Below are 24,592 nucleotides of genomic sequence, written 5' to 3' on the forward strand. Positions count from 1 at the left end.
TGATAAGTTTAAGCCAATCGACAGGAGACTGCAATCGTTGTCATGACAGCTATTTAGCCAGTTATTTGTCCTTTAGTTTGAAATAGTTTCAAGTTCCCCCAAAATAATTGATTTTCAACCAATTAATCATGGTTAATTGGGCGCAAAAAAGGCCAGAAAAATTTTCTGGCCTTCATTCTACCTACTTTTTACCCCAATTGCCCATCGCGGTAATCCGTGGCTCGTCGTTACCCAATTGCCGTTCTTGTTCGACGGCTTGTTGGCCGACTAAATTCAAATAGTTAAATGGTTCATCAAAATTTGGTTGGAATAACATGTCCACATATGACAAATCATCAATGGTATTGCCATTTTGAATCATGACCGATATCGTGTTCGCTGATTGCGACACATCATGTTCGCTCCAAAACTGTGCCCCTAAGATTTGGCGCGTTTCATAATCATAAACCAAATCAATAATGATTTCAGTTGGATTGGGCATATATTTAGGTCGATAGGGGCCATCATAGATCGCATGCCGAACTGGCAAGTGATCACGTTGGGCTGCGCTATACGTCAAACCAGAAGTCGCTAACGTATAGTCGAACAACTTCATCGCCGAAGTGGCTTGGGTGCCAACATACGGCTGGATATCACCAAAAACATTAATCCCCGCTAACGCCCCTTGCCGCAACGCGTTAGTCGCTAATGGCGTATAGGCCGGCTTACCGGTCGGATTAAAATTAACCACACAAGAATCTCCAGCCGCATAAATATCTGGATTTGATGTTTGAACATAATCATTAATAATGATGGCGCCATGACGATCCATGTCCACTTGTCCGCGCAAAAGTTCTGTATTCGGCACAAAGCCAGTACAGACAATGGCTAGATCAACTTCATATTCTTGATCAGGCCCTTCAATGGATACCCGGTCATCTTCGGTATTTTCAAAACTCGTCACCCGTTGATTAAGGTGCACATGTACCCCATGATCCCGTAACAATTGAACGGCCCGATCGGATAATTCATTGCCGATATAGTTGTTTAAGATATGACCGTGCGACTGAAATAAGGACACTTCATGATTCGTTTCAGCGTAACTTTCGGCTAATTCTGTCCCCATATACCCGGCCCCGATCACCGCAATATGATGATGATCCTTAGCCGTTTTATAAATTTCTTGAGCTTGCTGATAGTTCTTGCATAACAAGACATTGGCTTGATCGATCCCAATAATTGGCGGCACCGCCACAGAAGAGCCGGTCGTCATAATCAACTTATCGTAATCATCTTCAAAAACCCGCCCCGTTTGCATGTCGGCAACTTGCATGGTTTTTTTGGCCGTATCAATTCGTAAAACGTTATGTTGGGTTCGAACCGTCGCGCCCATTTCACGCAGATCGTCAGGCGAAGAATAAAACATATCTTCCAAGCGTTTAATTTTCCCCGTAAGATATAAATAAATCCCACTAGAGACAAACGAAATATTATCATGCCGTTCATAGACCGTCACATCAGTTTCTGGATGACGAATCAAAATTTGTTTTGCGGCGGCCGTCCCCGCATGCGTACTCCCCACAATGATGACTTTCATCTGATAACTTCCATTCATTTTTAATCTCACTGATCTCACTAACCAGTACCGTTCCCCTAATCTAATAAGTAAGGTTTATTCACTTAAACTTCATAGTTTCGTTTAGTTTAACATCTTTCCTATTCCAAAACTATCTTTAGTACAACTTAATTTTTTGTTATTTTAATTTAACTACTACTAATGACTAAGGCCGAAAGTTACTTTTTGAGTATCATCGTTGATATATTAGAGATTCACCAATCAAAAGTGGCTCAATGTGAGCTCTGGTTATAATAGCTTGAATGAATTAATGTCCATAAAATAACCGAAGCCAGCCAGTGATGGCGCCGACCGTGAAAACATCGTAAGTCCGGATGATTTTTCCGGACTTACGATGTGGACGACTTTTGAGACTAGCGGTTTTGGCTAGGCTCAAAAGCGAGGTGGCAACCCGCACTTTGGCTGGAGCCGGTCCCCACAGCTGGCAGAATCACTGGCTGGCGTAGGTGGCTAATTTAATTACTCATCTAAAAAAGCGATGAAACTAACCACTAATTGGTCGTCTCATCGCTACTAAGTAAATCATTTATTTCGTACTATCGCGTGCTACTAAACGGGTGCCTAGCTCAATACGTTGCGGCACTTGCCGACCGGTTTGTAGCCGATTGACAATCAGGTCAACCGCGGTCGCCCCCATCAGCTCGGTTTCAACGTTCACTGAGCTGAGTTCTGGATACACAAAAGTCGCTAAGGACGTATTGTTAAAACTGAACACTTTGACTTGTTCTGGCACTTTAATATTTGCGGCTTGCAAGGCTTTTAAAGCACCAGCAGCCATCGGATCATTAGCCACGAAAAACGCCCGCGGCAAATCTTTGCCCAACGTATCAATCGCTTGCTTCATCATGACATAGCCCGATTGACTCGTATAATCGCCTTCAAAAACAAACTTCGGTTGATAGGCATGACGTTTCTCCATCGCCGTTTTGAAACTCAAGTAACGTTGATCAACCACCGTTTCAGCTTGATCGGTCGTCATTTCCTTAGCGTGAATCATCCCAATTGCTTGAATGCCTTGGTTCCAGAAATAATCAACGACATTTTCGGTGGCTAACTTAAAGTCGGTCAAGACACTGTCAAAACCAGCCGCAAATTGATCGTCATCCACAAAAACAATTTTATCCGTTAACGCGGCCATCGTTTGAACTTGTTGTGGACTGAACTTACCGACCGCAATTACCGCATCGACGTCGGCGTCTAATTGCCCCGTATCACTTTGAAAGATATTGGTCACTTCAAATTGTCGTGCTTGTCCTTGACGTTCAATGCCCATCCGAATAGACATGTAATATAAATCATCTTGTTCTTTAGATTCCGAATACCACTGCACGATGGCTAATTTTTTCTTAGCCGTTGGGGCATTGGTATGCCGTTTGTTCTTTGAATATTGCAAGTTTTCCGCCACGGTAAAAATCCGTTGGCGAGTTTCATCACCGACCGATAACGATTGGTCGTAGTTCAACACCCGTGAGACTGTCGCCAATGAAACCCCGACTTCTTTGGCAATATCTTTTAAAGTTGTCGCCATGGTATCGCCCCCTCTTTCATAAAAATCATTATAAGTCCCATTGTACGCATTAAACCCAGCTTTGACAAAGCTGGGTTTAATCACGCTATTTTAATCAGCATTTACGGTAGTTACAAAACGGTCAAATGCGGCTTCACCAGCATCATCCCACTTGAAGACCCCAGCATCGGCGAGCACCCGCGCAAAGACGTTGCCCACTTCACGCTGCACAATTTCGGTCACGTTATCAGCTGTAATCTTATTTTGAGCCTTGATTTCATCGGCCCAGGTTTGATGCATCGTAGCCATGTCATTAGCTTGGCCTAACAAATATTGTTCGACCTCATGCAATTCCGTCTTCAATCGTGCCGGTAAAATCGCACGACCCATCACTTCGATCAAACCAATATTTTCCTTCTTGATGTGTTGCACATCTTGATGTGGATGGAAGATCCCATCAGGAAATTCAGCTGACGTTTGATTGTCACGCAAGACCAAATCAATCACATATTGGTCGCCCACTTTGCGCGCAATCGGCGTCGTGGTGTGATGACGTTCGCCATCGGTATAAGCACGAACATCAACACTTTCATCAGAATAAGTCATCCAAATATTGTGAATCTTCGTGGCGGCATCTAACAAAGCCACTTGATCAGTACTCGATAAACGAATCGTTGACATTGGCCATTTAACAATGCCCGCCTCAACATTAGCGACACCCACATCAATCTTACGGGCAATCGGCGCTTTCATCATTGGGAAGTCGTGACGACCACCTTGATAATGTTCATGCGTTAACATCGAGCCACCGACAATTGGCAAGTCCGCATTACTACCGACAAAGTAATGTGGAAATTGTTTAACAATTTCTAATAAATTACTGAACGTTTGACGATTAATCACCATTGGTCGATGAACTCGGTCTAAGAAGATCGAATGTTCATTGAAGTAAGCGTATGGGGAATATTGGAAGCCCCAAGTTTCACCACCTAAGGTTAAGCGAATAATCCGGTGGTTACTCCGAGCGGGATAGCCCAAGCGGCCCAAGTAGCCTTCATTTTCCATACATAATTGGCACAATGGATACCCATCTTGCGGTTGATTCCGCGCCGCCGCAATCGCTTTTGGATCTTTTTCAGGTTTGGATAAGTTAATGGTGATTTCCAAATCACCAAAGTCCGTCTTTGCGGGGAACACAACATTTTTCGCAATCGCGCGCGTTTTGATATAATCGTTGGCTTTGCTCAATTGGAAGAAGTAATCGGTCGCCGTTTGAGGACTTGTTTGATACTTGTTCCAAAATGTTTGGTTCAACGTTGATGGCAATGGTGTCACCAGATCCATCAATTGATCGGCTAAAATTTCTTTATCCGATGGCGTGTCATCAATCTTGCCGTTGTTAATCGCTGTTTGGACCAACGCATCGTTTAAACTCGTTAATTGGTCATCGACAGCTTCAACAGGATTGTCGTCACCAACTAACCCTAAAATGCGGTTGTGCACATAATATTCATCAAGTTCAGTATAAGGTGCGGCTGAGGCAATGACGGCCGCCGTAAATTGGTCGACACTCGTCATTAGGCTTGGCCTCCCCGATCATCGTAACCAGCTGGATGACTTTGTTTCCAGTTCCAAGCGGTCTTGATAATTTCTTTAACGTCATCATATTGTGGCGTCCAACCAAGAATGGTCCGAGCTTTATCACTAGCGGCGATTAAGGTGCTAGGATCACCAGCCCGACGTGGTGCCATGACGGCTGGAATTGGTTTACCGGTGACTTCACGAGCGGCGTCTAACATTTGCTTGTTAGAAAACCCGGTTGAAGACCCGAGATTAAAGGCATTACTATCATGACCTTGCTTCAAGTAGTCTAAGGCTAAGATATGCGCATCGGCTAAATCAACGACGTGGACATAGTCACGAACGTTGGTACCATCCGGCGTTGGATAATCATCGCCAAAGATTGACAATTGATCGCGTTCACCCGCCGCCACTTGGAGAATAATTGGGACCAAGTGGGTTTCAGGATGATGATCTTCACCGATACTGCCATCAGGCTTGGCACCAGCGACGTTAAAGTAACGTAGCGCCACAAATTTGATGCCATAAGCGACATCTGACCAATGCATGATCTTTTCCATTGCGAGTTTGCTTTCACCATAAGGATTCGTTGGCACTTGCGGATCAGTTTCTTTGATTGGGACTTGCTTAGGTTCACCATAAGTGGCGGCCGTTGATGAGAAGACAATCCGTTTCACGTCATGTTTAGCCATTACTTCAAGCAACTTCACCATCCCGGCGGTGTTGTTATCAAAATACTTCAATGGGTCTTTCATGGATTCAGGTACCACTGAAAAGGCCGCAAAGTGAATGACCCCTTCAATATCTTCTTGATCAAAAACCTTGTTCATGAAGTCGACATCACGAACGTCCCCTTCATAAAAACGGGCTTGATCATTGACAGCGGCGCGATGCCCCGTTACCAAATTATCGACAACGGCCACATCGTAACCTTTTGCAACTAACCGATCAACAGCGTGAGACCCAATATAACCAGCCCCACCTAAAACTAAAACTGCCATGCTAATTCCTCCAATTCAATTCTCAATCTTTGTTAACTGCCACTTTTTAAGCTAATTCTTTAGGACCATCAGCGATTTCAGCAATGTAGAAGTCCGCATCGTAACCGATCGTATCGCGATAAACTTTACCAACATTTTGTTTGAAGTTATCCACTTCGTCGCTCTTAACTAAAGCAATCCCACAACCACCAAAACCAGCACCGGTCATCCGGGCACCTAAGACACCTGGTTGAGCCCAAGCCGTTTCAGCTAACGTATCTAATTCTTTACCCGTCACTTCATAATCAAAGTGTAAGGACACGTGTGATGCTGTGACTAAGCTACCAAAGGTGGTTAAATCATCTTTAGCTAAGGCTTTAGTGGCCCGAATAGCCCGTTGGTTTTCGAAGACAGCATGGCGAGCACGCTTGATTAACGTTTCATCGTTAATGAGGTAAGCGGCTTCGTCAAATTCGTCTTCCGTTAAGTCACCTAATGACTTGATGTCAAGTTTCGTTTGTAAACGACGTAAGGCTTCTTCACATTCAGAGCGACGTTCATTATATTTAGAATCAGCTAATTCACGACGTTTGTTGGTGTTCATGATCACGATCACATAGTCGCCTAATTTAACTGGGGCGTATGAATAATCCATCGTGTTAGTGTCGAGTAAAATCGCTTGATCTTTTTTACCCATTCCAACAGCAAATTGATCCATGATCCCAGAATTAACGCCAACATAGTTGTTTTCACACTTTTGGCCAATCTTAACTAAGTCTAATTGGCTGATATCTAAATCAAACCCTGACTTCAACACAATCCCAGTTAATAATTCGATTGAGGCTGATGAAGATAAACCAGCGCCATCAGGCATATTCCCATGAATGTAAAGATCAAATCCATGGTCAAAACTGTAACCAGCTTTAACAAGTTCATCCATCATTCCTTTAGGATAGTTGGTCCAGCCAGCTTCCTTGCGATAAGTTAAATCATCCACGTCAAAGGTCACAATGCCTTGATCTGGAATATTAGCTGAATACATCCGCACCGTCTTATCGGTCCGCGCTTTGTAGACACCGTAAGTCCCAATCGTAATGGCACATGGGAAAACGTGACCACCATTGTAGTCGGTATGTTCACCAATTAAGTTAATCCGGCCAGGTGAGAAGAAGACACGTTCTGGTTCGCTTTCAAAGATGGCTTGGAATTCTTGTTTTAAATCGCTGGTTTTCATAGGTAGACCCTCCGTTAGTTGTTTTACTAAAACTTTATTAATTTGAATATAAGCCTTTTAAGTTGGTTTGTCAACCGCTTTCAAAATCCTGTTATTATCAGAATGGTAGCGGTTAACTTATTCTCATTTATAAAGCCTGATTTAATCCTATTATTGATTAGTTCGCTGGCGATTTCAGGAATAAAATTTTCATCATTTAGTTAAACTTTAACTAAATATTATATACAAGTACCATTTTTTGTTTTATGATAATAATTGAAAGCGTTTTATTTTTAGTGAACTTTGAAAGGAGCCGCAATCTATGCAAGCAGCACTCAATTGGTTAGATGACCCCGAAGTGTTCCGCGTGAACCAACTTCCGGCCCACAGTGACCATCACTTTTATCAAACGACGACCGAACTAAAGCAACAACAGAGCAGTCTCGTTCAATCTTTAAATGGGACATGGCGATTTAACTTTGCCAAAACCCCGGCAAAACGCCCTATTGACTTTTACCAACCAGACTTCGATGCAACCGACTTTGACACGATTCAGGTGCCTGGTCACATTGAATTGGCAGGTTATGGCCAAATTAACTACATTAATACCTTATATCCTTGGGATGGCCAAATCTATCGCCGCCCACCGTATACCTTAAATTCTGACAGTTTAGTCGACGGTCTCTTTAGTGATGCCGATGACAATACCGTTGGCTCTTACTTAAAAGACTTCGACTTACCTGACAGCTTCCAAAACAAACGGACGATTATTCAATTTCAAGGTGTCGAAGAAGCCCTCTACGTTTGGTTAAACGGCCATTTCGTCGGTTACGCCGAAGATAGTTTCACCCCATCTGAATTCGACTTAACCCCTTACTTACAAGCGGGTACGAACCACTTAGCGGTCCGCGTTTACAATCGCTCAACCGCCGCTTTTATTGAAGATCAAGATATGTTCCGCTTCTCCGGGATTTTCCGCGATGTCAACTTACTGGCGCTCCCGGCAGCGCATGTCGATGATTTAGATATTCGTCCAGTCGTCACGAACAATTATCAAAGTGGCGTCTTAAACGTCTCGGCTAAACTATCCGGTGACGCCACCGATAGTGCTACCATTAAGTTAACGGTTACCGATGCCAATGGTCAAACCCTCGCCACCCAAACGCAAGCTGGCCAGGAAAACGTGACTTTCGATACGCTTCACTTTGACCAAGTTGCGTTATGGTCACCTAAGCAACCAACGTTGTATCACCTGACGATTGAAACGTTAGCCGCAGATGGGCAACTATTAGAAATCGTGCCTTATGAGTTTGGCTTCCGATCAGTGGAACTCCGCGATGACAAAGTGATCTACGTCAATAACGAACGCTTAGTTATCAATGGCGTTAACCGCCATGAATGGAATGCCAAGACCGGCCGGGCAATTACGATGGCCGACATGCAAGCCGATATTCAAACGATGCTTGATAACAACATCAACGCTGATCGAACTTGTCACTACCCTGACCAATTACCTTGGTATACTTTATGTGATGAAGCTGGGATTTACTTAATGGCTGAAAACAACCTCGAATCTCACGGCTCATGGCAAAAGATGGGCGCCATTGAACCTTCTTACAATGTGCCTGGCGACAATCCGCATTGGTTAGCGGCCGTCATTGATCGGGCACGGTCAAACTACGAATGGTTCAAAAATCACGTCTCAATTATCTTCTGGTCACTTGGCAATGAATCTTACGCTGGCGAAGATATCGCTAAAATGCAAGAATTCTACAAAGAACATGATGACTCTCGGTTGGTCCACTACGAAGGCGTCGTGCACACCCCAGAACTCAAAGATCGCATTTCAGATGTTGAAAGTCGGATGTACGAAAAGCCTGATCAAATCGCGGCTTACTTGGATGATCATCCAGCTAAGCCATTCTTGAATTGCGAATACATGCATGACATGGGCAATTCACTTGGTGGAATGTCTTCTTACAATGATTTAATTGACCGTTACCCAATGTATCAAGGCGGGTTCATTTGGGACTTTATCGACCAAGCCCTCTGGGTTCACGATTCAATTACGGATCAAGACGTCTTACGTTATGGTGGCGACTTTGATGACCGTCATTCTGATTATGAATTCTCAGGTGATGGACTTATGTTTGCTGATCGGACACCAAAACCCGCAATGCAAGAGGTGAAATATTATTATGGCTTACACTAATGAAAAATTACATGTTGTCTTTGGCGATGGCACATTAGGCCTGCAAGGACCTAACTTCCATTACCTCTTTAGTTACGAACGCGGCGGTTTAGAATCACTCGTGGTTAATGACCGTGAATGGCTATACCGGACGCCAATACCAACTTTTTGGCGGGCGACAACCGATAATGATCACGGCAGTGGCTTCTCAGTAAAGTCGGCCCAATGGTTTGCTGCTGATCAATTCACGACTTGCCAACAAGTCAGTGTTACCGTTGATGGGCAACAATTACCCGAATTGCCAGTCGCACCAGTTAACAATCGTTATAGCAATCAAGAATTTGCTGATGAAGTCGCCTTAACGTTTACCTTCGCAACCAACACGGTGCCAAGTACGCCGGTAACGATGACTTACACCGTGAAGCCAAGTGGTCAAATCACGATCAATGCCCACTACACCGGGCATACTGATTTACCAGAATTGCCAACTTTTGGCGTCCGTTTCACAATGCCAACGACGGCCACTGGCTTTGATTACACCGGTTTATCTGGTGAAACTTATCCTGATCGCTTGGCTGGCGGTGTACCTGGGACGTATCACGTTGATGGCATGCCCGTAACGCCATACTTGGTGCCACAAGAATGCGGCATGCACATGCAAACCAAACAAGTGACCGTGCATCGCAACACGACACAAAATAATGCTGATCAAGTGGCTAAGCCAATGGCCTTAACATTTACCCAAGTTGACCAACCATTCGCATTCAGTTGCTTGCCATACACTGCAATTGAACTTGAAAGTGCCACCCATCTTGAAGAATTGCCGTTAGCTCGCCGCACTGTTTTAGGGATCTTCGGCGCTGTACGTGGGGTCGGTGGGATTGATAGTTGGGGAACAGATGTTGAAGCTCAGTACCACATTCCGGCCGATAAAGATATTGATTTGAGCTTTACGATTGATGTACCAGAAAACTAAATCGTATCAGAAATTAAGGGAGATTGCGCATTCATCGCAGTCTCCTTTTTCGTATTGTTAACTAAGAAAGGTGCGATTAGCTCCAAAAGCCAATCGCACCTTTTTCTGTTAATCTAACACTTTAAAATAATTAATCTGGGCCATAAAATCACTCGTTTGAACCGGTGTCGTATAAAGACCCACGTTCATTAACTCATCGCCACCATAAACTTGTTCACTACCCGTATCCAAGTACTGTGCTTGTGGCTTTAGCCCGGCTAATTTGGTAATGTGCGGTTCAGGCTGTACCATGCCCTGCACAACAAACCGATACAATAAGGCTTCGCTTTGATCAGGACTGACAAATAGCCAAGCTACAGTATTAGACGTAAATGGACTTTCTAACCGATAAAAAGTGCCATATTGAATCAAATGCCGATGCTCTTTGTAAAACTTAATCTGGCCAATCACAGCCTGCTTATCTGCATCGCTCAAGGCCGAAGCATCCAGTTCATAGCCCAACGTGCCACTCATCGCAACTGCACCACGCATATCCATGCTTGTTGATCGACCTAATAACTCATCAGGACTCGTACCCACATGCGCTGTAATTGATGAGATCGGATAAACTAATGACGTCCCATATTGAATTTTTAACCGTTCAATGGGGTCATTATTATCTGATGGCCAACTTTGTGGCATATAGTACAACAAACCGGCATCAAAACGACCGCCACCGCCTGAACAACCTTCAAATAGGATCTGTGGGTAACGTTTCGTCAACCGTTCCATCAAGTCATAAACACCTAAAATATAGCGATGACTGACTTCACCTTGTTGCGCGGGGGCTAACGCTGCCGAATAAACTTCTGTCAAGTTTCGATTCATGTCCCATTTGATATAATCAACTGGCACTTCATCTAGTACCACCGTCATCTGTTCATACAAATTATCAACAACCAATGGATTACTAAAATCTAGCACATATTCATTGCGTGATAACGTCCGCCCACGGTTAGGAACGCCTAAGGCCCAATCAGGATGCTGTCTGAACAGATCCGAATCCTCAGAAATATTTTCCGGTTCAAACCACAAGCCAAAACGCATCTTCTTCGCATGCGTTTGAGCCGCAATTTGACTTAAACCACCAGGTAACTTATCTCGATTAACCACCCAATCCCCTAGCGAACTGTTGTCATCATTACGATGGCCAAACCAGCCATCATCTAACACGAACATTTCAATGCCTAAAGGTGCCGCCGCATCTAAAATCTGTTGAATCTTACCCGCGTCAAAATCAAAGTAAGTCGCCTCCCAATTATTAATCAAAATGGGCCGATCAGCATTGCGATACTGACCGCGAGCGACACGCTCTCTTAATAGACTATGATAACTTTGTGACATACCATTCAGGCCAGTATTCGAGTAAACCATTGCGACTTCTGGCGTTTGAAACGACTGTTCCGGAGCTAATTGCCAGTCAAAATTGTATTCATTGATGCCAGCCATCACCCGTGTTTGCCCAATGGCGTCTTTTTCCAAACTTAGCTGATGATTTCCAGAATAAATCAATAGGACTCCAAGTGCCGCGCCACTGAACTCCGTTGTTTGTGGTGTGACTAAGGCCATGAAGGGATTCATATGATGCGAACTGCCACCGCGACGACTTTCGAATTGGGTCAAACCACGAGGAATTGGTTGCCGCGTCAATTGACGTTCACGCGCATAACTACCAGGTAGTGAGATGACCTCTAAAGGTTCCGTTGGTAAATCTAATTGCATTGACGCTAGCTTTTCAATATTAACCGCGGATTCGCCTCGATTAATCACACGGGCACTACGGGTAATTACCGGACGATCACGATAAATCGTATAGTTTAATTCTAATTGTAAATTTAACGTTGCTTCGCTTAATAACACGGTTAAAGTCTGGGCTTCATTGTCAGCTTCAACATAAGTTTGTGGTAAGCCAGTTAGGTCTGGTTTACCGTCACTAACTCGATAAGTTTGATACCGAAAGTCAACCGTCCGTGCACCATTCTCAGCGCGAATCACCGCCGCCGGTAACCGATAATCCCCAGTATTATTGCCGGCATATTCTTGTGGGACATCATCCTTTGAATACGTCCGATCCAGCGACTGTGGCAAATTGCCAGAAAACCCCCGATCAATCCGGGGATACTGGCGTTCACCATGATATTGTTCAATCCGAGGGCCAAAGTACAAGTGCGCTAAGACGTCGCCGGTTTCGACGCCTAAAACATAGGATATGTCATTGTTTTGTAAGTGAAAGACCTGTTGGTGGTCGTCGACTTGAATCAAATCGGTTGTCTTTGTTAAATGTTGAAGTGCCATTTTTGTGAGCTCCTTTAGGTTGTTTTTGCAAAAAGAGAGGCCAAATCCCCCTACATTAGTGGACTTAGTCTCTCTTCAACGCTTATTACGCTTTTGACCCTGGATTTGAAAGTTGCAAAGCATCGTCACCATGCGCGACATTGCCAGTTTCCTTCAAGAACTTAAAGTCATCGATATCTTTGTAGTTTGAAACAACAACCATCACGGTGTCATCCAAGCCAGCTTTCACAATTGCTGGGTTCCAGAATTCAATCAATTCTTGACCTTGAGTGACATGATCACCCTTTTCAACGTATTGAACAAAACCAGTCCCACGCATATTAACAGTGCCAACCCCAATATGAATCAAGGTTAAAATACCATTGTCCGAACGTAACCCAATCGCATGACGTGATGGGAAGGTCGCTTCAACAACCCCATCAAATGGCGCATAAACACCACCATCAGCTGGTTTGATCGCGAACCCTTTACCCATTGTCCCATTAGCAAAGTTGGCATCTGAAACATCAGCTAAACTGATCATCGTCCCAGTAACTGGCACTTGATAAGTCGTTGTCTTAGCAGCAACTTCAGCTTCAACTTGGGCCATTGGTTCGTCGGTATCCAAGTGTTCGTGCCAAGTCTTTTCAAGTTCATCAACGATTTCAGCATGCATCTTTTCATCCAATTTAACTTTCTTAAAGAAAATGAACGTCCCAATTAAGACCATGGCAGCTGGAATCCCAAACATCATTAACTTGAAGATCATTTGGCCATGAGCGGTAATATCACCAGAGGTTGCCCCGGCAGTCATCCCAGCCCAAACGGCAGTTAAACCAACGATCCCGTTAGAAATGGCACCACCAAGTTTGTCCAAAAGTGGACGAACAGATAACGTCAATGATTCGTCACGGTGACCAAACTTCAATTGACCATATTCAACAGAATCACTCAAGACCATCAAGACAACTAAGAAAATAAGTGGTTGTGGAATGTAGAATAAAACGGCTGAAGTTAAGACCATTGGTAAAGAATCACCAGAGATGGCAAATAAGATTAAAGCCACAATCATCACTGCAATGGCTAAGAAGAACACTTTCCGCCGGCTAAATTTCTTAGCTAATGGTGGGAAGGCCAAAACAGAGAAGATCCCGATAATGGCGTTCAAGGTTGCCAACAATGAGTATTGTGCGGCATTCCCCATAATATACGTAAAGTAGTAAAGTTCCAATGAGTTGGTGATCGCAATCCCGGCCGTGTAAATCCCGTAAGTTAACGATAACCACATTAATTGATCATTACGGCCCAATACTTTGAAGACATCTTTGAAAGTTGTCTTTTCAGCATTTTGACGTAATTCAGAATCATTTTCTTTAGTCCCAAATCCAACGGCAACCGCTGAGATCCAAGAGATCAACGCAATGATTAGCCCGAAAGCAAACCACCCTTTGGTATCCCCTTGGCCACTATTAGCGTTCGTTGAGAAGTAAAGCACGATTGGCATAACAACAACCCCAACCAAGTTAGCCCCAATGTTAGAACCAACCCGGGCAAAAGTCGCCGTCTTTTCACGTTCTGCCGAATCAAATGAAATGGCAGGAATCATTGACCAAAAACCAACGTCTTTAAACGAATAGAAAATATCCATCGTGATGTATAAAATAGCAAAAATAATTAAATATAGAATTGGGCTAGACGTATTTAAACCACCCATATTCGTGAATAAAATAGCTAAAACAATTGAACCGATCGTCCCACCGGCAAGAATCCATGGCTTGAAATGGCCCCAGCGAGAATTTGTATTATCAATCGCATTCCCAATTAGTGGATCGATTGCCAATTCAACGAACCGTAAAGCCGCGATGATTAATGTAATGTAAGCAATCATCTTGGCACCTTGACTCCCACTACTCTTATCAAACAAATGCGATGTCACAAACATAATAAAGTAGGTGGATAAGGTTGCATAAAACGCATCATGTCCAAAAGCACCAAATGAATACGCCAAACGAGATTTTACTTGTTGGCCTTTGGTTTCAGCAGCTGATTTTGTATCAGTCATAGTATCGCCTCACATCTTCCTTGTTGTAAATTACAGTTACTAATGTAATCGTTTTCAAGAAAGATGTCAACGCTTTTTAGTAAAACTTGCGTAATTATTTTATTAAAACATTGTTTTCTTCTCTACTTTTTCGAGGTTATACATTGATCTGTTTAATTACAGAATACGTGTTTATGTCAGCGATTACACGGCGTTGTCGTGTACGTTAATAACAAATTAATTTGCATAATAAATTTAATTTAATTGTTTTAGTAAATTAATAAAACATTACTGTTTTTACCCAGCATTTGATGGCACACTATTTCGAGATTTACTTTTCAATCACACTTACGCTCATAGTATGTTATGATTAACTTGATTATTAGGTACAGTAAGGGCCCCATCATCTGATGGGGCCCTTACTTTTTTGGTTAGGCTAAATGTTCATATTGGTAACTAATCGTGTGGGTCACAGCTTGATCAGGTCGTAAAACAATATCTCCAAAGCCATCATGGTTAATGGCATCAGGTAACGTTTGCGCCTCAGTCGCTAACGCATTATATTGATGAGCGGTTTCTTTAGCCGGATCAAACGGATTGGCCGTATAAATAATCAAACTATTTCGATCTGAGTAAATCTTTACTTGACGATGACCGTCAGTATCACCGACAACAGCGATTGGTTCAGTGGTACTTGGCGTTACTTCGTAAGCATCATCGAATTCAATGCCATCACTTTCAACTTTCAATTGATCTAGTGCACTTTGAACAGGTTGTGGGTAGTTGAAATCATAGGCCGTATCTTTAACCGCTAGCCGCTTACCCGTTGGCACTTTTTCGCCATCAAATTCTAGTCGTTGATCACTATGAATTTGTAACGTTTGGTTGACTAACGAAGTGCGATCGTTCGTAACATTCCAATAAACATGGTTCGTTGGGTTAAAGAGGGTTGCGGCATCCGTATCACCTGTAAAGGCAATGCTGACACGATCTTGATTGTCCAGCGTGAACTTAATTTGTACGTCTAAGTTACCAGGATAATCATCTTCAGTTGATTCAATATGGCGGCTCAACGTTACACTGGCGCTATCAGTTGTTTGACTAAAGTCACCATCAAAGAGCAAAGTATTGAAGCCATGGGCACCACCATGCAAGGAATGAGTTTGTTCATTCATGTCGACGTTGTAAGTTTGACCATCGATATCGAATTTGGCACCACCAATCCGACCGGCTACCCGACCGATTGATTGACAAAGGCAATAGCCAACACGTTGGTAATCTGCCATGCTGTCGAGACCCCAGATGAGTGGCCGTTCCGTACCGTTTTCGTTAACGACAAACTCTTGCCAAGTTCCACCATAACTTAAGACTGAGATCCGAGTTTTACGGTCATTTACCAAAGTATACTTGATGACATCTTGACCATCTAATTGACCAAATACTGATTTTTTAGTTTCCAAATTAACGCACCTCCATGATTTAAAACGCTTTCATGGATATTATAGCAAAACTCACCTAATCATTGGTAAAATTTTACCTAAATTATTAGTATTTTCAATTCAGTTGATCGTAAAACACATAATTACCTGCATCATAAGCCTTTTCATCTTGATGACCAAAAACAAATGGCACAGGGCTTGTTACATCAATACGATATTTTTTAGGCGAAATTTGTTTCCAATAAACTTCAATAGTCCCTGCAGCCACTTTTAACTTTGTTTCAACCCAAGTAAGCCGCTGATCAAATTCTGGCCTAATAGCAATTTTACTTAATCCCGGGTGATCATCTAGTACTCGAATTCCACCAACATTTTCATACATCCAATCTGCCACTGCTCCATAAGCATAATGATTGTACGAATTCATATCCGGACTCCAGAATGACCCATCCTCTTTAATACCATCCCAGTGTTCCCAGATAGTTGTGGCACCTTTGCTAACTGGATATAACCATGAGGGATATGTTTTTTGCAATAACAAATCATAAGCAACTTGACTATATCCGGATTCACTCAGGGCATGCAACAAATATGGCGTTCCAACAAACCCTGTTGTTAAATGATTATTGTTTTGCCGAATTAATTCAACTAATTTTTTAGCTGCAGAATCACTGTCCGATACTAATTTGAAATGTAGCCCTAATGCTAATTCCGTTTGTGTTTTCAATTCGGAAAAACGTTGATTAAACGCTTGTTTTATCTCATGATACAATTCAACATAACTAGCAACATCTTTATTTAATACTCGACCGGCTTTAATTAATAACCACGTTGAATGCGCATAAAATGCGGTTGCAATTAAATCTTCACGGCTACTGCCCTTATAAGAACCCTTTGGGGCATCCAACCCAAGCCAATCGCCTAAATGATCTGTACCCGTCCACAGCGCTGGTTCATCTGTTGTCTTTGTAATATAATCTACCCACCGTTTCATACTATCAAATTGCCGTTTTAGCAACGGTAATTTGTTATAAAACAAGTAAATACGCCATGGAATAATCGTTGCGGCATCTCCCCACGCAGCACTGCTTAACCGATTACCACAATTAGGGATAATCTGTGGGACACCACCATTTTCATATTGATCAAGATTTAAGTCAGCTAACCATTTATCAAAAAATTGACTGACATTATAGTTGTAACTAGCGGCGTTAATAAAGACCTGTGCATCTCCTGTCCAACCTGCTCGTTCATCACGTTGAGGACAATCAGTTGGTATATCTAAAAAGTTACTACGCTGTCCCCAAATAACATTGTCATACAATTGATTGACTTTATCATTAGAAGTTCGAAATGATCCAGTTCGTTGCATCTTCGAGTAAACAACTTTTGCAACCAGACTTTGCATTAACTCGTTCGCTGAAGTTTCAGGATAATGATCCAATCGAATGTACCGAAACCCAAAAAACGTAAATTTAGGCTTTAACGTATGCACTTCAGCAGACGTAACATATGATAGTTGTGATTTGGCTCCTCGATAATTAGCATTGTAGAAATTGCCATCAACATCTAATACCTCCGCATGTGAAATATCAATATGCTGTCCATCGACAAAATCACCATTAATTTCAACATATCCAGTTAAATTCTGACCAAAGTCAATCACACATTCACCTTTAGGTGTTGTTATAATTTGTCGAGAAAATACAGTAATCATTTCAGTAACATCAGGACCAGTCTGAGGAACTAATTGATCATATGGAAACTTAATTTTTTCTGCATTACCTAATAACTGCACTGGCCGTGAATAATCTGTGACTTCACCACCATATAAATCTGCAACTTCCGTTTGACTGGTCGAAACTTGCCAAGTTTCATCACTCATCAACTGCACAACATGATCCGCATAATTCAAGCTCAAATCACAATACACCGATTCAGACAATTGCTCCTTTTCGAGCCAATGAATATCCATATCTAATTTAGTTAGCTGCCAACCACCACCAACTTCAATTACTAATTTATTAGCTCCTTTTACCAAAGCGTTTACAATATCAATTGTTTGATATTGTAAACGCTTTCTGAAAGATGTATACCCTGGCGTTAGTACCATATCTGTCACAGACTGGCCATTGACAGTAATCACATAATTACCGATTGAAGATATTTTAGCTATTGCAGTATTCGGCAAGCTTTCTAAAGTGAATGTTTTTTCAAATTGTAAAGGATGTCGTTGTTCCTGCTGCTTTGTAATCCAACTCATTTTTAATTTCCTCCAAATGTCCTAATTTTGTTTTTCCTGGTAAACTTCAGCTGAAATTTCAGTTAAATCTTTGCCACGCGTCTTTGGTGTCCAGATTGTACCAACAACCAATGAAATCGTTAAGAAAAAGATCATCATATAACCGGCAAACTGAAACCCAATTGATGCAATGATGATCGGAAAAGCGATTGACATCACACCACTACTGGCACGCACTAAGAAAAACATTAAACCTTGCGCGGCCCCACGATATCGCGTTTGAAAGAGCTCAGTCGACCACAAAGCATAAAAAGCTTGTGGTCCAAAAGCACCGCAGCCATTCCAAAGAATAACGTAGGTCCACAAACCTAATTGATTAAAGCCAAAGAATGTCAAACTAATCCAAGAAATAACCGATCCAATCGCACTAATAAAAAACATTAAGCGATGGCTCGTTTTGTCAACAAACATTGTAAAAATAAAGTAGGCTGCCAGTGCATTGACAATTCCAGCGATAGCTGAAATAACTTGTGTATAGCTATATGAAATATGCCCAACTGAGCTGTATACAAACGGCATAAAGAAACCCGATGAGCTCGCGACTAAATTCCAAAATAGATAAACCGAAACCAAGAACAGTATGTTTTTTAAATTGATTTTATTGGTTAAGAGTTCTCGATAACTATCATGTTTAATCGCCTGGCCTTTATTATCATCTTGCCACGCTTGTGACTCCTGTAATTGTCGCTGCAATAGCCAAGCAACAAAAGCGACAATCAGCAACATTAAGAAGACAATCCTGTTTCCTAGTAGTCCCAGTGGCGACGTTATCGTTGCAACAATGAATACAAATGTTGGCCCCAACGCCCAGAACAGTTGTGACAGCCCAATGTTACTACCTCGATTTTTAGAATCAGAGGTTTCTGAAATATAGCTCCAACTCGCTGGAACCCCAGCTCCGACTGAGATACCTAAAGTAATAAATCCAATGAAAAGCATTATCGGATTAAATGCTAGTATCACGATCAAGCACCCTAACATATAGAGCAACATATTGTAGGTGTAAATCAACTTTCGGCCAAATCGGTCTGTTAAATAACCACCAATTAGTGCCCCAATTGCTGCCCCAACTGCGTTGGCACTCAGCGCACCAAGTAATCCGACTAAAAAACTACTCATGTGAAAAGCTTTAGCCCAAAGTGCTAACCCGCTTGCTCCAGCTACAATGCAACCAGAATCCAAAAAATTATTTAATGAAACCGCTATTACTTTTTTGATTTTTTTTGAGGCCATAATGGTCACTCCTTCAAGCTAGGATTTACTGATTAGCCGATACAGTTGAGCCTTCGTTTGCTTCAGACTTTGCCGTAACTTGATGATATTTATGTTGCAGATGCATCATTGTTGTACCAGCAATAATAACGACCACAACAATTCCAGAAAAACCAAACATCGACATTTTAATATGGGATGGCATTACTAAGAATGGGGTAACTAACGCAAACAAACCACAAACCATCCGCGATGATCCATTAATAATCCCTTGCAGAGAAGCCCTAGCTTGCATCGGAAATGATTCTTGTGTCCAGACTTTATAGATTGATTCTCCTGCTAGTGGACTTCCAACATTATATAGTCCAATCGTAATTGCTAATGGCATAAAGCCAGCACTACCACCAATAAATGCCATACCAACTAACGCACCTAATTGAATAAATGCACCTACAAAGAAAGCCACATTACGCCATTTACCACCTGCTACGGAAGCAAATGCAATAGTTGTTAGTAAAGCAACTAAATTTAAGATAATGCCTAATCCTGTTGCCTGCGTTTGACTGGCCCCAGCATTAGTTAATGCGTATGTTTGAAACTGTCCCCAAGTATTCGCAATTAAATTCCAAAAAACGTAAAACGTTAAAATAGCAACAAAGTACTTTAGATATTTACGACCATTTGTACCATCGAATAACTCCCTCAGTGAAATCTTTTGTGCAGAAGCTGTGGTAGTCTTGGCAGCTTGACGAGCTGCATCATCTTCATGAAATTGCCGAAATTGTTTTGAAAGCGTCCGCCATAACCACGTAATAATAGCAAATACTAATAAAATACCAAATACTAATCTAGCACCCAAAACACCCTTCACACCTGATAATAGGAATGAACAAATATAAGAAATGAAAACTCCAATCATCCAAAAAATTTGAGTTGACGAGATCAATTCAGCTGAAGTTGCCTCATCTGGTGCATCGTGTGAAACAACCGTTAAACTAATCGGCAAATCACAGCCTGAAGCCAGTCCAATAACGATCACGCCGACAAACAAAGCAATAAAATTAGTTGCCGCAATACATAATCCAGCACCTACTGCATAAATAAGATTTAGCCAGTTAAAAGCTCGAATCAACCCAAACCATTTTGTAATTTGACCAGCCAGTAATGAACCAAAAGCAATCGCAAAGGTTAACGATCCTGAAATTATGCCGATTTCAGCAACCGATAAATTTAAACCAGCTTTCCAAACAGGTAACGTAGCTGAAAGTCCGATAATACACCCAGACCCCAACATTGAACCAATTCCTGCTGCAGTCGCCAATGGTGAATACTTTTTAACTAAACTTCCCTTACCATTTTTACTACTCACATCACTCGCATCCTTTCTTATCCAACCTCTACGTTCTAAATTTAACCGCTTTCATATCTTTTAACAATAACCTCAATACATACATTAACTATTTAAATTACATATTTTTTTAAAGATAGTCCTATTACTATAGATTTGATTTACAATAAAGATATCAGTCTTACAGTTCATCCAAATTGGGAGGCATATTATGTTTTCGTTAGATCAAAAGTTACATCAGATTGATACAATCGAACATCAACAGTTAAAAAACGGACAGGATTTCAATGAATTAAATATTAACTATACTCAATCAAATACTCCTAAGCTCCCTGAAGCTCAATTTTTCTCCGAAGGTAATATCTATATTCTGAAACATCATCGGTTCGCTTACACAGCCGCACATACTCATAACTTTATTGAACTAAACTATATGTATTCTGGTCAGTGCCAACAAAATATTAACGGCCAACACATCACCTTACAAGAGCACCAATTATTAATGATGGACCAAGGTGTTACCCATAGTTTGGACTACACTAATGAACAAGATATTTTAATTAATATCTTAATTCAGGACAGTTCCATTATGGCTGATATTCTGACAAACCTATCTCACTCTAACGACTTAATTACCAATTTTATTATGACGGCATCAAAAAAAGCCGCTACGCACAACGACTTCATCATTTTCGATATTAGTCAAAATACGATTGCACGTAATCTGATCAATAGTTTAATTGAAAAAAATTATCAGCATACCAAATTTAAAGGACGCTCCATGAATCTAATACTATCGGCGTTCTTGACAGAATTATCTAACTCTAAAAAGATTCAAGCATCTGGCCTACCAAAAAAGAAAAACGATTTTCTAAAAGTACTACAATACATCGATGAACATTATACAAATACCAACTTAACCACGGTTGCTAAGTATTTTGGCTACAATAGCAATTATCTCAGTAATAAAATAAAGCTTGAAACTGGACATACTTTTCAAGCTTTAATTGAACAAAAACGACTAGTTGAATCACAAAAATTGCTTATCGAATCCACCCAAACTATTACAACCATCGCAAATCAAATGGGCTATCAAAATGCAGCGCCCCTTTTTAGAATTTATAAAAAGCATTTACAACTCACACCTGAGATGTATCGACAAAAGTATACCGACAAGGCCTAAAAAGAGACCATAACGACGATTTCAATAAATCAACGTTATGGTCTCTTTTTAGCTGTTCACGTTAGCAACAAATGACAAAACACCAAGTCATCCATTTCTTTCAAATTAAATCCCACTTCTCGATTAAATTTATCTAACCGATATAACAACGTATTGCGATGAATATAGAGATGTTCAGCCGTTGACTTTAAATTACCTTGTTGTTGATAAAGCATTAATATCATTTCAACATTTTGTTGATTATCTTTAATCTGAGCTTTCAATGCAACAAAAACCGGTTGTTGCCGAACTTTCTTAGTAAACAAATACTCAAAAATTGTATTCGTAATATGATTAACCTTTTGTGGCGGATTGCTTTTAAACAGCCGTCGCTCATCCTTAAAGATAACCGGCAACATAGAATCAACAGTCCAAACATGTCCTATAAATACCGTCGTATCAGTAAAAAAATCAGCATCAACCGTGTGCAACATAGCCATCAAATCATCGTCGCTCACTAAATCAGACTGATTAGGCTCAATTAAGATAAACATCGTTGCATTAAGCCAAAACCCTTCAACTGACTGTGCAAACATGCTCAGTAGTGCCGCTTGCCACGCATCAGGCGTACTCTCAAAATCAGTAAAATGCACATTAAATTGTAACAGTCTAACAGGTGAGTCATAATCAATAAGATCACCTTGCTCAAATAGAAATGAATACCAACGATTGTTTGGTTTAATCATTTCTTTCGGTTGACTCATCAAGTCTAGCAAGACTAATTCCCGTTGATTGAATGATGTTTTTTCTAAGCTGCACCACGTCTGCGATGCAATTTTAAATTCAACTAAGCTTGAGTCAAGTCGTGGCGCATGACTAAAATTAGCCTCTGGAAAAATTTGCTTAATTTCTGCCGGCGTAATCATCCCACTCACCTCGTTTCAACCATTACTTAAATAACTGATTGTCTAAAAACGCCATCGCTGAATCTAAGGATCGATTCCAAACAGACCAGGTATGTGCTCCAGGCAGTGTTAAATAAGTTGTCTGGAATTGATGTAAGATCAATTGTTTATGAAATTCTGCATTCATCTTATTAAACGGATCAGATTGACCACAGAATTGCCAAACAATCGGTTTTCGTTTATTTTGCGGCCAATTAGCAGCCAATCCTGATAAATCATCTATCGTTTCCAACATCTTAGCTTGTGTACCATACATACTTTTAAACCAGTCATCACGATCTGGATTCAATTGCCACTGCTTGATTAAATCTGTGACACCAGAAAAGCTCAGTACACCAGCGAAATCATCTGGCTTATTTAGGGCCACTTTTAAGGCACCAAACCCCCCCATAGAAACCCCACCGACAAAAGTTTGACTTGCTAAAGACGACAATGAAAACACTTGTCGGCATCGCCCTAGCAACTCTTGACTAACAAATTTAAAGTAGCCTGACGCCACAGTATCAGTATAATAGCTACGATCTACTCGGGGCATAATAACCGCTAATTGTCGCTCACCAATGACAGCTGTTAACCTGGTCTGTTCAAGCCAGGTATTTTCATCATCCCCTAAGCCATGTAGTAATAGTAAAATGGGCAAATTAGGTTGCGGATAATCTGGTAACAAAACATTAACACTCGTTTGCATCCCTAAAGCCCGCGAACCCATTCGCATGTGATTTATAATCATCTCAACACTCCGTTTCACCAAGTGAACCACGATGAATAACTTTAGTCTTAAGAACCTGATTTTTGACCGTTTGTTTTCCTTCAATCATATTGATTAATGTTTTAGCCGTTAATTCACCCCAGCCATGTTTCGAATAATCAATAGTCGTTAACGCTGGCGTTAAATATGGACCTAAAGAATCATTATCAAACCCAACAATTTTGACATCAACACCGGGTTTCAAACCTAATTCTGGTAAACGCTCGTACAACCCAATAGCCATCTCATCATTCAAGGCAAACACCCCCACGTTTCTATGACCCATTTTAGCAATCATATCCGCGGCATGATGACCACTATCAACAGTGAAATCTCCATGAATAACAAGTACTGGTTTGTCAGAACATTGATCCATTCTCGTTAACCCGGCCTGCAGGCGCAATTGGGAATCATTTGAATCTGACGGACCGGTAATAAAGACAACGGCATCCGGATTAGCAGTTAACAACGTGTCAACTGCTTGAATAGCCCCCGCCTGGTTTCCCAATAGTACTTGTCGAACATTTGGAACTTTAATTTCACGGTCCATCACGACAATTTGATTACCTGCATTGGCATAACGTTCAATCAAACTCGTTGGAAAATCCGAATCTAAAACAATCGCACCATCTACTAAGTGTTGCGGAATAAACTCACGTGAATGACTTCCGCCGGAACCAATAATCAATTCATAGTTGTTCTCTCGCAAGACCTGCGCAACACCATCAATCATGTGGTGATAAAAATAACCACCAAAACTTGCAATATACATCCCAATCATATTGGTTTTTTGCTTTTTTAACATTCGACCCGCTAAATTAGGGGTATAGTGCAATTTATCTGCAATTTCTAAAATGCGTTTTTTCGTTTCAGCGGTCACTTTATCACTATCGTTTAAAGCATAAGAAACCGTCGAAATGGAAACACCAGCTTTATCAGCTATATCACGTATTCCTACCAATTTAGTTCCTCCTTGTCGTTATCGGTCGACTACTAACA

General features: G+C 41.4%; 17 protein-coding genes. 3 read left to right on the forward strand and 14 right to left on the reverse strand.

The features are described 5' to 3' along the window. Positions 1 to 181: 181 nt before the first annotated feature. From FFM84_RS05470 to FFM84_RS05490, 5 genes are all read right to left on the reverse strand, one after another. The gene (locus tag FFM84_RS05470; protein WP_130844620.1) at positions 182 to 1,576 is read right to left on the reverse strand and encodes an FAD-dependent oxidoreductase; all 1,395 of its coding nucleotides are present in this window, start codon (positions 1,574 to 1,576) and stop codon (positions 182 to 184) included. A gap of 565 nt (positions 1,577 to 2,141) precedes the next feature. Further along, on the reverse strand, positions 2,142 to 3,143 hold the full coding sequence (locus FFM84_RS05475; protein ID WP_130844619.1) for a LacI family DNA-binding transcriptional regulator: 1,002 nt from the start codon (positions 3,141 to 3,143) through the stop codon (positions 2,142 to 2,144). Positions 3,144 to 3,233: 90 nt separating this feature from the next. Then, the gene (locus FFM84_RS05480) at positions 3,234 to 4,700 is read right to left on the reverse strand and encodes a UDP-glucose--hexose-1-phosphate uridylyltransferase (RefSeq protein WP_130844618.1); all 1,467 of its coding nucleotides are present in this window, start codon (positions 4,698 to 4,700) and stop codon (positions 3,234 to 3,236) included. Further along, positions 4,700 to 5,704, reverse strand: coding sequence for a UDP-glucose 4-epimerase GalE (gene galE / locus FFM84_RS05485; RefSeq protein ID WP_130844617.1), 1,005 nt, complete (start codon positions 5,702 to 5,704; stop codon positions 4,700 to 4,702). Before galE ends, FFM84_RS05480 begins: the two co-directional genes overlap by 1 nt. Positions 5,705 to 5,750: 46 nt before the next feature. Then, complete coding sequence (locus FFM84_RS05490; RefSeq protein WP_130844616.1) at positions 5,751 to 6,917, reverse strand: galactokinase; 1,167 nt, start codon at positions 6,915 to 6,917, stop codon at positions 5,751 to 5,753. 301 nt (positions 6,918 to 7,218) lie between these two features. On the opposite strand from FFM84_RS05490, the gene FFM84_RS05495 reads away from it, so the two are divergent. Together FFM84_RS05495 and FFM84_RS05500 are read left to right on the forward strand one after the other, a co-directional pair. Beyond that, positions 7,219 to 9,108 carry a glycoside hydrolase family 2 TIM barrel-domain containing protein gene (locus FFM84_RS05495; RefSeq protein ID WP_130844615.1) on the forward strand — a complete coding sequence of 630 codons (1,890 nt, stop codon included), beginning with the start codon at positions 7,219 to 7,221 and terminating at the stop codon, positions 9,106 to 9,108. Next, positions 9,095 to 10,063, forward strand: a complete 969-nt coding sequence (locus tag FFM84_RS05500) for a beta-galactosidase small subunit (RefSeq protein WP_130844614.1) — start codon at positions 9,095 to 9,097, stop codon at positions 10,061 to 10,063. Before FFM84_RS05495 ends, FFM84_RS05500 begins: the two co-directional genes overlap by 14 nt. A gap of 108 nt (positions 10,064 to 10,171) precedes the next feature. Here the strand turns inward: FFM84_RS05500 and FFM84_RS05505 are convergent, their stop codons facing one another. The 6 genes from FFM84_RS05505 to FFM84_RS05530 all read right to left on the reverse strand — a co-directional run bounded on the left by FFM84_RS05505 (position 10,172) and on the right by FFM84_RS05530 (position 20,739). Then, positions 10,172 to 12,397 (reverse strand): alpha-galactosidase, encoded by a 2,226-nt coding sequence (locus tag FFM84_RS05505; protein WP_130844613.1) that lies wholly within the window; start codon positions 12,395 to 12,397, stop codon positions 10,172 to 10,174. A gap of 85 nt (positions 12,398 to 12,482) precedes the next feature. Further along, entirely contained in the window at positions 12,483 to 14,438 is a 1,956-nt protein-coding gene (locus FFM84_RS05510) for a sugar MFS transporter (protein WP_130844612.1), read from the reverse strand. A 410-nt stretch (positions 14,439 to 14,848) separates the two neighbouring features. Then, positions 14,849 to 15,877 (reverse strand): aldose epimerase family protein, encoded by a 1,029-nt coding sequence (locus FFM84_RS05515; protein ID WP_130844611.1) that lies wholly within the window; start codon positions 15,875 to 15,877, stop codon positions 14,849 to 14,851. A 94-nt stretch (positions 15,878 to 15,971) separates the two neighbouring features. Further along, a complete protein-coding gene (locus tag FFM84_RS05520; protein WP_130844610.1) occupies positions 15,972 to 18,119 on the reverse strand; it encodes an alpha-L-rhamnosidase in 2,148 nt (715 codons plus the stop codon). Between the two features lie 21 nt (positions 18,120 to 18,140). Beyond that, positions 18,141 to 19,391: an MFS transporter gene (locus tag FFM84_RS05525; RefSeq protein ID WP_130844609.1), complete on the reverse strand. Its 1,251-nt coding sequence runs from the start codon at positions 19,389 to 19,391 to the stop codon at positions 18,141 to 18,143. Positions 19,392 to 19,416: 25 nt separating this feature from the next. Beyond that, a complete protein-coding gene (locus FFM84_RS05530; RefSeq protein WP_225425267.1) occupies positions 19,417 to 20,739 on the reverse strand; it encodes an MFS transporter in 1,323 nt (440 codons plus the stop codon). A 190-nt stretch (positions 20,740 to 20,929) separates the two neighbouring features. Here FFM84_RS05530 and FFM84_RS05535 point away from each other — a divergent pair, with 190 nt between their 5' ends. Beyond that, positions 20,930 to 21,901 (forward strand): AraC family transcriptional regulator, encoded by a 972-nt coding sequence (locus FFM84_RS05535; RefSeq protein WP_130844608.1) that lies wholly within the window; start codon positions 20,930 to 20,932, stop codon positions 21,899 to 21,901. 56 nt (positions 21,902 to 21,957) lie between these two features. On the opposite strand, the gene FFM84_RS05540 is transcribed toward FFM84_RS05535, so the two are convergent. From FFM84_RS05540 to FFM84_RS05550, 3 genes are read right to left on the reverse strand one after another with little or no spacing between them, the layout of a single operon-like run. Then, positions 21,958 to 22,806: a helix-turn-helix domain-containing protein gene (locus FFM84_RS05540; RefSeq protein WP_130844607.1), complete on the reverse strand. Its 849-nt coding sequence runs from the start codon at positions 22,804 to 22,806 to the stop codon at positions 21,958 to 21,960. Between the two features lie 22 nt (positions 22,807 to 22,828). Then, positions 22,829 to 23,575 (reverse strand): alpha/beta hydrolase, encoded by a 747-nt coding sequence (locus FFM84_RS05545; RefSeq protein WP_130844606.1) that lies wholly within the window; start codon positions 23,573 to 23,575, stop codon positions 22,829 to 22,831. Position 23,576: 1 nt separating this feature from the next. Then, positions 23,577 to 24,554, reverse strand: a complete 978-nt coding sequence (locus FFM84_RS05550) for a LacI family DNA-binding transcriptional regulator (RefSeq protein ID WP_130844605.1) — start codon at positions 24,552 to 24,554, stop codon at positions 23,577 to 23,579. Positions 24,555 to 24,592: the final 38 nt, after the last annotated feature.

Source organism: Lactiplantibacillus mudanjiangensis, from assembly GCF_005405385.1.
In the GTDB taxonomy this organism is placed as follows: domain Bacteria; phylum Bacillota; class Bacilli; order Lactobacillales; family Lactobacillaceae; genus Lactiplantibacillus; species Lactiplantibacillus mudanjiangensis.